The sequence below is a fragment of the Aquiflexum sp. genome (assembly GCF_041751335.1).
GTDB lineage: Bacteria > Bacteroidota > Bacteroidia > Cytophagales > Cyclobacteriaceae > Aquiflexum.
In genome coordinates, this window is record NZ_JBGSXS010000435.1 from 1 (window position 1) to 10,194 (window position 10,194).

A 10,194-nucleotide genomic window follows, 5' to 3' on the forward strand; every position below is an offset into this window, starting at 1 on the left:
ATATCGAAGCCCATTAGCATCCAATAGATCGCCTGATACTTCAAAATTGATCAGTCCAAATCCTAAGGTAAAATAGGGTGCGATCCATGAATTAGCGGGAAGCATTTTGTCGTTGTCCGCCTTAAAGACGAATGAAACCCCCATATCTCTGGTGTGGTTACTGAAATTCAGTCCTCTTTCAAAGTTCGGATTTTGGAGCATCAAGGTGCCATCTCTGCGGATATATCTATCGCTCATGGCATAATGATATTCGCCATAAGAAAACATCAGCCCGATAGTAGTACTCAATTGTTTTTCAAGAGAAACTTTGAATGATGGTTTTTCAAAGTAGTTTTCGTTGAAATATAAAAGATGATTTATGGCATCCCAATTTGAAATGCCACGGATACGATGAGGAGAAAGGTCCCCATAATAATTGCTGTACCCGCCACTGACTCCAAGGCGCCAATCAAAATCCTTTTGTTGTGCTTGGGATTCAAATGCCGTTACCAAAATAAAACAACTTAAAATCAGGTAGAGCTTTTTCATGGCTTACCTCCTGTTGTTAAGGCCCATCCAAATATTAAATTCCAGACTGATGCCGGCGAATGGTTGTATATAATGCTGGCTACCCAAACCGCCACCGTTGTCCATATTGAGTGAGACTGCACCGACATTGAACCTGAAAACCCTGAAAACCTTATATCCAAGTCCTGCATAAATAGGCAGGCCAATAATTTGCCCTTCAATTTGATCCCCTTGGGATGATTCGAAATTCTGTAGAAAAACCCCTGTGGAAAAGGAAGCATTGCCCAGAAATTTGGTAAATGTTTTGTTTCCTAAGGGAATTGAAAGTCCGGCATAGGGACCGTGAAGATATTCTGTTGAAGGTAAGCTCCTCTTGATGGGTATGGTTGCATAACCAATGTTCAGTGGTAAGGTTCCCGGTTTTCTTTCAGTGGGATAATTGGCAACAGTCCTGATATCCACCAAGCTCAAAAGACTTTTGTCAAGGTATTGATCTGATTCATTTTGGACAACTTCTATCAATTCTCCGATGTATTGCGCAGCATAGGCTGCTTTCTCGTTATCATCCTTATTTTTTCCGAGAATGTTGAACCTTGCTTTATTGAGTTTTAGCCTGTCCTTTTGCTCGAGCTTTTGTCTGACAATTTCACTGAAGCCTTTGAAATCCCTTCCCAAAAAATGCCTGAAATCTTCTAACCCATCTTCCACTATCTGGTTCATTTGGGAAATCATGACTTGATTGGAACTGTTTGTTTTGATGCCACCACCGGTTACTTCGAGATTGGCCCTAATGTAGGATTCCAAATTTCTGTTGATGGCAGATTTAATGGATTGCATCTGTTCCTTTTCCGCTCTTTTGTAAAAAAACATTTCCAAATCATAAGCTTCATTGCTTCTCAACGGGTTGGAAATAAAAACCTCATATTGGGAAACCTCAAAGTCAAAGGCCCTTTTCCAGGAATATTCATCTGCCCTAATGGGATTTTTTCCACTTCGGTTTAATACTACAGCCACCATTTCTATGTCATTAGGAAGAATTCCCCTTATAAAAAAAGGTTCTTCGGAAGGCAATGGATTGTTGCTGTTGATTTCATTGTTGACGACATTATAACTGACCGTTTTTATCTGAGCCGTAATTGTGTGGGCTGAAAAAAAAACGAAGATCATAAATACAAGAATCCTTTTCATAAATATTGGGTTTGTGTAAGTTTTTAAATGTACATTTTCAATCTCCTCAATGCCTACATCCATAATTAACAAGGGGATTAAAGGATTGTTGGTTCAAACTTTAATTTTTTGGTTTACAGCTTCTCTAATACCTTCTAAATATGGTTGATTAATATGTTGAAATCCATTACATTTTCTGTTATTATTTTTACAGAAATTTGGGATATTATTGCTTTTTTCTTAGGTATTTTCAGTATTCAAAGAATATTTGCAATTAGGGTTAATTTACTCAAAAAAAAGGAAATAATGCATTGATTGAAAAATTTAAGGAAAAAAGGAAAACTGATTTTTATTTGAACTTGCCTGTTTTTTCCAACATGGTGACATCGGCATTTTTTCGGATATGTAATCGGTAGTAAACCAAAACCTCATCAGCCCCCGCATCCAAAACTGCTTTTTGGGCTTTTTCGGCAATCCGCATTAATTCATCCTGCGGACCTTCCATGACAGTTTCAAATGGAGTGACTTCATATTTAACCCCTGATTTTTGAATGACTTCAATTGCCTTATCTACCAGGGCATAGGTTTCAAGCGTTTGACTTTTTGGGACTATTTGGAGGCCGAGGTTGATGGTGTTTTTTGGATGAGACATGAGACATGAGATTTGAGATATGAGATTTTAGAAACAAGAGGCAAGAACCAAGAAACAAGAAGCGAGAACCGAGAAGCGAGAGCCGAGATGAATCCCTATAGCTAGGGGAACTTAAATCTAAGATCTAAGATCTAAAATCTAAAATCTTCAACTTCCCACTTCCATCTCCCAACTTCTCACCTCAATCCAAATAAGCCTTCACGGCTTTTTTCCAAATGGCATAACCTTTTTCGTTCATGTGCAGGTTGTCGGCTACAAATAATTCAGGTTTTGGTTTTCCGTCTTTGCCCAACATGGGCGTCCAAATATCAATGAAATTTGCATTGGAATGGTTCATGGCAAATTGCTTTAATTGCTCATTGAAAAGTTCATATTGTCCTTTCTTATCCCACCTCGAAGGACTTGGTTTGGCACTGATAAAATAGAATTGTGCATTGGGTACATTGTCAGTTGCTTTCTCCATGATTTCGGAGAATTCCTCTAAAATCTGCCTTACAGGTTTTCCTGCATTGAGATCATTGTCCCCTTCATAGATGAAGATCTTTTTGGGTTCAAATTCCAGTACCAGTTTGTCCAGGTATTGAATCAGGTTATGCGTCTGTGAACCACCAAATCCGGTATTGATGATATTGGCTTTTGGGAAGTCTTTCTCCAGGGTTTTCCATAGTCGGATACTTGAACTTCCGGTAAATACTACACCTCCTTTTTCCCAACCTTCCTGTTGATATTTGTCGGAAAGAGCTTCAACTTCTTTCTTAAACTTGTCAGGATCCTGGGCATAACTGGAGGATAAAAATGCTACAGGAATATAAATAAAAAGGATGCAAATTAGGGCCCGGGTATATTTTTCTCTCATGGTTTTTTCTTTGCAATATAATTTTTCTATCAGATTAAATAGATCAAAAACGTACATTATTTGGGCAATTTTGAAAATTGAGCGTTTGTGAACAGGAAAGTAAGTGGCTTCAATTGGCCGGTTTAGTTTTTGTCCAAACCTTAAAATGCCTATTTGATGGGCGTAATGCTTCATTCCGTCCCATCGTTTTCATTTTTTGTGGATGGGGCTATAATTTCACCCGCATGTTGCTCGTTTTTTGAGGAACTAATCCTTCATCTTCTCTTTGATACTTATGAATAAAATTACCCGCTTCTTTTGGTTTTGCTCAGGTGCCTACGCACCTCTATTGACAAAGATTCCAACTGAGACCCATAAATATGTAGGAATTGGGGGAACCATATTTTTTACCGGGATTTTGGCGGCTATTTCAGCCTCTTATGCGCTATATACAGTTTTCCAGTCTACATGGTATGCCATTGGTTTTGGATTGGTTTGGGGATTGATGATTTTCAACCTGGACAGGTTTATAGTTTCCAGTATGCGGAAAAGAAACAATGCATGGGCAGAATGGAAAATGGCAATTCCTAGGCTTGTATTTGCGGTATTGTTGGCCATCGTCATTTCCAGACCTTTGGAACTCAAGGTTTTCGAAAGAGAGATCAACAGAAAATTGGATGAGAAAAAAACCGAAATGATAGCCCAGAGTAAAGAGGCTTTGAAAGCCGGATTTACTGAAATTAATGAACTTGAAGCAAAAAAGGACAGCCTGAAAAGTGAATTATCCCAAGCTGTTGCCTATAGGGATAAGTTACAACAAGAATATGATTTTGAAAGGTTTGGAACCAAAACGGATGGTACAAGTGGGATAGTAGGGTTGGGTTCCAATGCCAAAAAGAAAGAACAGCAATTGGACGCTGCCCAAATTGACCTGGAAAATATCAGGTCAGGACATCAGGTCAGGATAGATACATTGGATTCACAGATCAGAAAACTGACTTTGGCAAGGGAAGCAGAATTTGAAAAGCTTCAGCCCGGTATAGATGGCTTCGATGGTTTGGCTGCAAGGTTGGATGCTCTTCATTTGCTGACCAAAGAAAGTGAAGCCATGAAATGGGCCAATATCATGATCATGCTGCTTTTTGTAGCTGTGGAAACTGCACCGATCTTCGTCAAGCTGATTTCACCAAGGGGACCTTATGATGAATTGGTGGATTTGTCCGAATTGCGGGTAGTGGTGTATTCCAAAGAGCAATCAACCAAAGCGATAGAAAAAAGTGAACGTAACATTCAAGTTTTTAGGGCGGCTAATGAAATGGGGTGATATGGTATATTATTGTCAATAACGCAGCAATCACTCAGGCGGCCTATAGTGAGGAGAGAAGTCTTTGACCTTCAAGGCTGAACAGATATCTCTCTAGGTTACCAATGACATAAATCTAAGCAGCCGTCATGCTGATCCCGATGGCTATCGGGAGAAGCATCTCACGAGGATCAGGAAATGTAAATAATCATAAATAGAACCTCTGGAGATCCCTCTTGCCTACCAATGACAGAATTCGGAGCAGCCGTCATGCAGGACGAAGGAAGCATCTCCCGAGGATCTGGAAATGATTAAAATAAACATAAATAGGACCTCTGGAGATCCTTCGTGCCTACCAATGACAGATTTCTTAGCTGCCGTCACCCTGATCCCGATGGCTATCGGGAGAAGGGTCTCTCGAGGATCAGGAAATGTATAATAAACATAAATAGGACCTCTGGAGATTCTTCGTACCTCAGAATGACGGCTGCCTTGCGGGTAACTTGATGTCATTCCTTTTCTGAACATTTCCAAAATGTTGGGGACTCGGGATGACGGCTGCCTGTCGGGCAACTTGATGTCATTTCTTTTCTGTAAATACCAATTTTTATTAATCGATATGACAAGGAAAAGTCTTTTCTAGAATTTGATGCTATTCATAGTTCAAAACCTAAAATGAAATTATCATAGAGAGGGTGACGGTGAGGTTATCGCTGAAACTGGGATTGGCATAAGGGCCATACCTGTAAAATGCTCCCAATCCCCATCCCCTGTATTGTAGACCTGCTTTTTGCTTGATGATATTGTTGAGCTCAATACCAGATTCCCAATATCCTTTTTCCATGGTCTTGAATTCCACAAAGTCATAAAGCTCAGGATTGGTCAAAGTTCCGATCGCAAAGCTTTGAAAAATTTTCAGCTGTGGGGCAAAAATTATTTTACCTGCTTTTTTATGAAACAAAGGCCCAGTTTGATGTGCATAACTTGCCATCAGGCTTCTGTCGGAAAGGAATTCATAAATAAACATCGTCTGAAGATATCCTGGAAAAGAAAAGGCAAAATCCAAAGTATTTCTTTGGCCGACATTGATCCCGTAGCCTGTATTCAAATAGGATAACGGGAGGTTGTTTCCCCAGATCCCATGGGCCGCGAGGCTAAACTGATTTAGGGCGTTGCCTGAATTCCATTGATGATTGAACCTGAATTCTGTATTGACAAAGTCCACATTTCCACCGAATAATTCGGGAATGGCTTTGGATAGCCTTACGCTGAGAACAGGGTAGGAGACTGCCCAAGAAATGAGGTTGTTTCCTATTCTTGAAAGGCTTTCCTTTCCAGCCCATCTGAAATTCAATCCTGCTTCGGATGCCCTGAAGAATTGAGGAAAACCATCAGTTGGATTAAGATCGGTGAAATTGAGAATATTGTTCCGGTTTTGAACCGAACCGAAAAGGCCAAATCTTATCCCTTTAAGTGGTATTTGGGAAAATTCTACGCTGTAGTTTTCCACCCTGTCCATTCGCTCAGCAATGATTTTCCTGAAAACTTCCCCGCCAGAACTAAAAGAGTTGCTCCTAGGTAGTAAGGTTCTTCCGGGTTCTTCCAAATCTTGATTATAATTGAATTTTAACCTCGAATCAAACTTCTTATCAAGATTCAATTCCAGCCCACCACCATACTTCCAACCTTTGTCCTTAAAACCGTAGCGGAAGTAACCTTCCAGCCTGAAAAAATCTGAAAGTGTCTGATTGGAAGATAATCCGAGGCCCAGTCCAAATCCCTCAAACCTGTTGACCCGAATAAGCCTTTCAGGAAGAAGGTCAACAAAACCCAAAGGGATCCTACCTGTGGAAACCTGTGTTAGGACTTTTGAAAGTAAGTTAAGCCTTCTTCTGTCTTTGGCATCCATTTGGTCAAATCTCACGTAGGTAAGATATTCTCTCGTGGAGAGTGAATCAATCCTCAAGTCCTTCCAATCATATTTGTCATTTTGTATGTCAAAATTCAGGGAAATTGGTCCAAATCTGACTTTATTTTCCAGTTCATTAATTTTCACTTCTGAGATAAAAGTTTGATTGATGATCTTTAGGCCTTTTCCCTGAAACTCCATCTCAGGAGCGAAGTAAATGCTGTTAAATTGTTCAGGGAACCAATATTCCCCATCCCATTGGTTTTTTTGTTGGATTTCAAAAATCAAATTGGTATCCGGGTCGGAAGGGCTAATGGTCATGTTTTCAATGGCAAATTGCCTGTCTGAAATATAAAAAAGGCCTTTTCCGAGCTGATATACTTTTCCTTCCTTTGGTTGGTAAGACACCACATAAGTGGTTCCCAATTCATTTTGAATACTGTCTTCAAGGAAATAATCGTACTTTCTAAGGCCATCATTTGAAATAGGATTGACATAGGGTACTTCAAGGATTTTGATATGGTCGGTGTAAAAAGAAAAGGGTTGGAAGCTGTTGGAGGCCATGGCCACAAGAGGGTTTTCGATACCGGACATTTTGGAGGCAAGGACAGTTTCATTCTTTTTTCCCGGTTTTTTGAAGTTTACTTCCGAGAAGCTTTCAGCCATAAAAATATGTCCACCTTGTAGAAATTGGGCTGTGGTGTCATCATATTCGGGGCTTTCTTTCAACCCTTCCAAAGTCATGACCACCTTGTTGTAACTTTTGAAACTATAGGTATTCAGTTTATCGGGATCGTTCAGCTTTTTGTTTTCTATGGTTTTTTTTAAGATTGGGATTGCCGGGTTTTCACCTGCCCTTACCTGTACTTCGCCCAATGTTATCGCAATGGGTTGAAGGGAAATTTCCGTGTTTTGTCTCAGGGACGAAACTTTAATATTTAGTTTTTCATATCCTACATGGGAAACCCTGATGGAGTCGTTTCCTGATTTAAATTCAAGACGGTACCCACCGCTGATATCAGTCACTGTCCCGTTATTGTTAGAACTACCAAAAATTTGGATGGAAGCAAATGGTATTAAATTTCTGGTTTTACCATCAATGACATGTCCTTCAATTGAAAAGGTTTGGGCAATCAGTTCTGTTGCAAAAGAACTGATTATCATAAAAAAGAAGAGGGTTACTTTTTTAATTTCCATAAAAATTGAAGATGTCCTGCATGGCAATAATAATGAATGTATTGTAGGGATGTATTAGTTTTTGGTAAGTATACTTCGTCCATCATAAATAGTTTGTCCCAAATACATAAGTGCTGAAAAACAGGGATGGTCTATATATTTCTGGTTATTTGGAATTCATGATTAACGATTCCAAAAAGTCCCCAACAAAATATGCCACCAAAGCAGCGATAAATCCCAATGCAAGGGTCTCAAATACACTCTTAAATACATTGGTCTGATTCACATAACTTTTAAGCCAGCCAATGACCACAAATGCAACCCCTGTAAACAAGCTAGTCCAAAAGAAAAGATCGATGACCGTCTCATTGAAAAAATCATAGACATACACCATCAAGGGAATAAAACCGATCAGAATAAATGAAATCAAAGTAGCCAACCCAATTTTGAAGGGACTTTTGGTTTCTTCAATCATATTGAGTTCATCCTTCATCATTTCGTCCACCCATCGATCACGGTCAGAAATTATCACGTCAACCACTTTTTCCAATAGCTCGCCCTCAAAGCCTTTAGCTTTATAGATTTCAATGATTTCCTTTCTCTCTTTTTCAGGAATATTGTCCACTTCCCAATATTCAATATTTCTATGTTTTTGGTAGTTTTCTTTTTCCGATTTTGAAGAAAGATATGCTCCAACAGACATTGAAAAGCCATCAGCTAAAAGGTTGGCAAACCCAAGAATGATGATGATGGAAGCATCTAAATTGGCACCGACTGCCCCGGCCACCACAGCAAAAGTAGTCACTGCCCCATCAATGCCTCCATAGACAAACTCCCTGAGGTAATTTTGGAGATTGCCCAAAAACCTTATTTCTTGATGAATTTTTTGTTCGTGATGGCCCATTAGAGTATATCCATTAAAAATCTTTTCACATTTTCTCCCATAATCGCACGTATTTCATCTTCTGTAAATCCCTCCCGTAATAATGCTTCAACAATAATTGGGAAACCTGTGATGTCGAAAGGGACAGCCACACTACCATCATAATCTGAACCTAAAGCTACATGTTCTATGCCGACTAGATTTTTGACCCTTTTCATGCTGGCAACTATTCCTTTGATTTCATCATCACCTACTACCATATCAAAAAATGCAATTCCTAAGATACCACCTTTTGCAGCTATTTTTTTAATCTGTTCATCGCTTAGATTTCTGGGAGAATTGACAACAGCCCTAATTCCGGTATGAGAAACCATTACGGGCTTTTCTGAAAAGTCTAAGATATCATCGTACATTTTTGGGGACACATGGGCCAAATCAATGATCATGTTGAGTTCATTCATCCGCTTGATCACCTGTTTCCCAAAATCAGTTAATCCATCCCCACTCATGCCATGGGCCGAACCGCCCATTTCATTGTCAAAAAAATGCATAGGTCCAATCAAACGGACACCTGCCTCATAAGCTTTTTCCAGATTTTCTAATTTTCCTTCCAAAGCATGTGCACCTTCTATGCCCAATAGACCTCCAATTACATTTCGGTCGGTTTTTCTGGCCTGAATTAGTTTATTCAAGTCTTCTTTTGATTTGATGAAAATAAACTGCTCATTAAAATCATTTCCAAATTCTTGTAGTTTTTCTGATTGATGTAAGGTTCTGTTCATCAGGCTGAACCAATTGGAAATAGGTCTACCCTGTGCAATGTTTAGTAAGGTGATATTGTCCTGAGCATCGGTACTGTTCGCATCCATATTTTGGCCTTTGGGAGATTTGGAGACGATGGTAAAGACCTGTAAGGCCACGTTACCTTCTTGCATACGGGGGAAGTCCACATGTCCATAATCTGATTTTTTGGTCAGGTCCCTGCCCCAAAGCAGTGCATCACAATGTAGATCTGCAACAAATTCTAGTGAGTTGAACAAAGAAAGTGCTTCTTCAGAAACTTCATAGGGAGGGAGGTTTTTTACCGGATTATTGCCTTTTTCTATAATGGAGGGGACAATCAAAGTGGCTACCCAATAAATCAATAAAAGGGAAATCAGTATTATCAGTAGTTTCTTCATAGGATTTACAGTTTGGTTATGAAGATAAGTAAAAATGGTCTTTGACAAAAAGTAGCGAGTGGTTTTGTTCTTTGATAATTCAACCCTCCTCCAAGACCTCTTCTCCTGTTTTGATAGAAGTTAGATTATCCAATTCTTCCATGGTGAAAAGCTTTGATCTGATCATAAATCTGATGCCCATCGGGATTTCTATTGAGAAACTGCTGCCCCTTCCCGGATTCACATCTAAGGTCAATTGGGTACGTTTCCAATATTCAAATATGAGCAAACCGCATTTTTCAAGGACTTTCAAAAATGAAGTTGGTCTTTCCCCATCCGAATTTATTCTCAATGAAAGGTTGAAAATTGCCAAGCAATACTTGCAATTATGAAAATATCAGATCTTAGAGGTTTGTTTCATATCGGGATTCAATAATGGAACTTACTTTATTCGTGCCTTTAAAAATGAATTTGGCATTATACCAAAGGTTTTTCAGAATAAGGGAAAATAACCAAATATCCTTTGGATGTTAAAAATTTGTTAAAAAATTATTTATGGTTTTTGTGGTCGTTTCAATAGATTTTAATAAGTTTAGAAAATT

General features: G+C 39.1%; 9 protein-coding genes and 1 pseudogene. 1 reads left to right on the forward strand and 9 read right to left on the reverse strand.

Annotation, left to right across the window (positions count from 1 at the left end; all coding sequences use genetic code 11):
* From ACEW8U_RS22925 to ACEW8U_RS22940, 4 genes are all read right to left on the reverse strand, one after another.
* Positions 1–528 (reverse strand): hypothetical protein (locus ACEW8U_RS22925; protein WP_373524385.1); only part of this gene is annotated, 528 nt, incomplete at its 3' end.
* A 3-nt stretch (positions 529–531) separates the two neighbouring features.
* A complete protein-coding gene (locus ACEW8U_RS22930) occupies positions 532–1,695 on the reverse strand; it encodes a hypothetical protein (RefSeq protein WP_373524386.1) in 1,164 nt (387 codons plus the stop codon).
* Positions 1,696–2,023: 328 nt separating this feature from the next.
* Positions 2,024–2,326 carry an MTH1187 family thiamine-binding protein gene (locus ACEW8U_RS22935; protein ID WP_373524387.1) on the reverse strand — a complete coding sequence of 101 codons (303 nt, stop codon included), beginning with the start codon at positions 2,324–2,326 and terminating at the stop codon, positions 2,024–2,026.
* A 181-nt stretch (positions 2,327–2,507) separates the two neighbouring features.
* Positions 2,508–3,356 carry an SGNH/GDSL hydrolase family protein gene (locus ACEW8U_RS22940; protein WP_373524388.1) on the reverse strand — a complete coding sequence of 283 codons (849 nt, stop codon included), beginning with the start codon at positions 3,354–3,356 and terminating at the stop codon, positions 2,508–2,510.
* A 100-nt stretch (positions 3,357–3,456) separates the two neighbouring features.
* Between ACEW8U_RS22940 and ACEW8U_RS22945 the strand changes: the two genes are divergently transcribed.
* Positions 3,457–4,485, forward strand: coding sequence for a DUF4407 domain-containing protein (locus ACEW8U_RS22945; protein ID WP_373524389.1), 1,029 nt, complete (start codon positions 3,457–3,459; stop codon positions 4,483–4,485).
* A 219-nt stretch (positions 4,486–4,704) separates the two neighbouring features.
* Here ACEW8U_RS22945 and ACEW8U_RS22950 read toward each other — a convergent pair whose 3' ends face one another.
* The 5 genes and pseudogenes from ACEW8U_RS22950 to ACEW8U_RS22970 all read right to left on the reverse strand — a co-directional run.
* Positions 4,705–4,992, reverse strand: coding sequence for a hypothetical protein (locus ACEW8U_RS22950; RefSeq protein WP_373524390.1), 288 nt, complete (start codon positions 4,990–4,992; stop codon positions 4,705–4,707).
* A gap of 142 nt (positions 4,993–5,134) precedes the next feature.
* Positions 5,135–7,570: a DUF5686 family protein gene (locus ACEW8U_RS22955; protein ID WP_373524391.1), complete on the reverse strand. Its 2,436-nt coding sequence runs from the start codon at positions 7,568–7,570 to the stop codon at positions 5,135–5,137.
* 145 nt (positions 7,571–7,715) lie between these two features.
* Positions 7,716–8,453, reverse strand: a complete 738-nt coding sequence (locus ACEW8U_RS22960) for a VIT1/CCC1 transporter family protein (RefSeq protein WP_373524392.1) — start codon at positions 8,451–8,453, stop codon at positions 7,716–7,718.
* Positions 8,453–9,613 carry a dipeptidase gene (locus tag ACEW8U_RS22965; protein ID WP_373524393.1) on the reverse strand — a complete coding sequence of 387 codons (1,161 nt, stop codon included), beginning with the start codon at positions 9,611–9,613 and terminating at the stop codon, positions 8,453–8,455. Before ACEW8U_RS22965 ends, ACEW8U_RS22960 begins: the two co-directional genes overlap by 1 nt.
* Before the next feature lie 79 nt (positions 9,614–9,692).
* Positions 9,693–9,872: pseudogene (locus ACEW8U_RS22970) on the reverse strand (DUF779 domain-containing protein); the annotation flags it as partial.
* Between the last annotated feature and the right edge of the window lie 322 nt (positions 9,873–10,194).

What these genes read in the sequence shown, in the direction of transcription:
- ACEW8U_RS22930 (WP_373524386.1), bottom strand. Translation starts at nt 1,695, where the DNA reads ATGAAAAGGATTCTTGTATTTATGATCTTCGTTTTTTTTTCAGCCCAC.
- ACEW8U_RS22935 (WP_373524387.1), bottom strand. Translation starts at nt 2,326, where the DNA reads ATGTCTCATCCAAAAAACACCATCAACCTCGGCCTCCAAATAGTCCCA.
- ACEW8U_RS22940 (WP_373524388.1), bottom strand. Translation starts at nt 3,356, where the DNA reads ATGAAGCATTACGCCCATCAAATAGGCATTTTAAGGTTTGGACAAAAA.
- ACEW8U_RS22945 (WP_373524389.1), top strand. Translation starts at nt 3,457, where the DNA reads ATGAATAAAATTACCCGCTTCTTTTGGTTTTGCTCAGGTGCCTACGCA.
- ACEW8U_RS22950 (WP_373524390.1), bottom strand. Translation starts at nt 4,992, where the DNA reads ATGTTCAGAAAAGGAATGACATCAAGTTACCCGCAAGGCAGCCGTCAT.
- ACEW8U_RS22955 (WP_373524391.1), bottom strand. Translation starts at nt 7,570, where the DNA reads ATGGAAATTAAAAAAGTAACCCTCTTCTTTTTTATGATAATCAGTTCT.
- ACEW8U_RS22960 (WP_373524392.1), bottom strand. Translation starts at nt 8,453, where the DNA reads ATGGGCCATCACGAACAAAAAATTCATCAAGAAATAAGGTTTTTGGGC.
- ACEW8U_RS22965 (WP_373524393.1), bottom strand. Translation starts at nt 9,613, where the DNA reads ATGAAGAAACTACTGATAATACTGATTTCCCTTTTATTGATTTATTGG.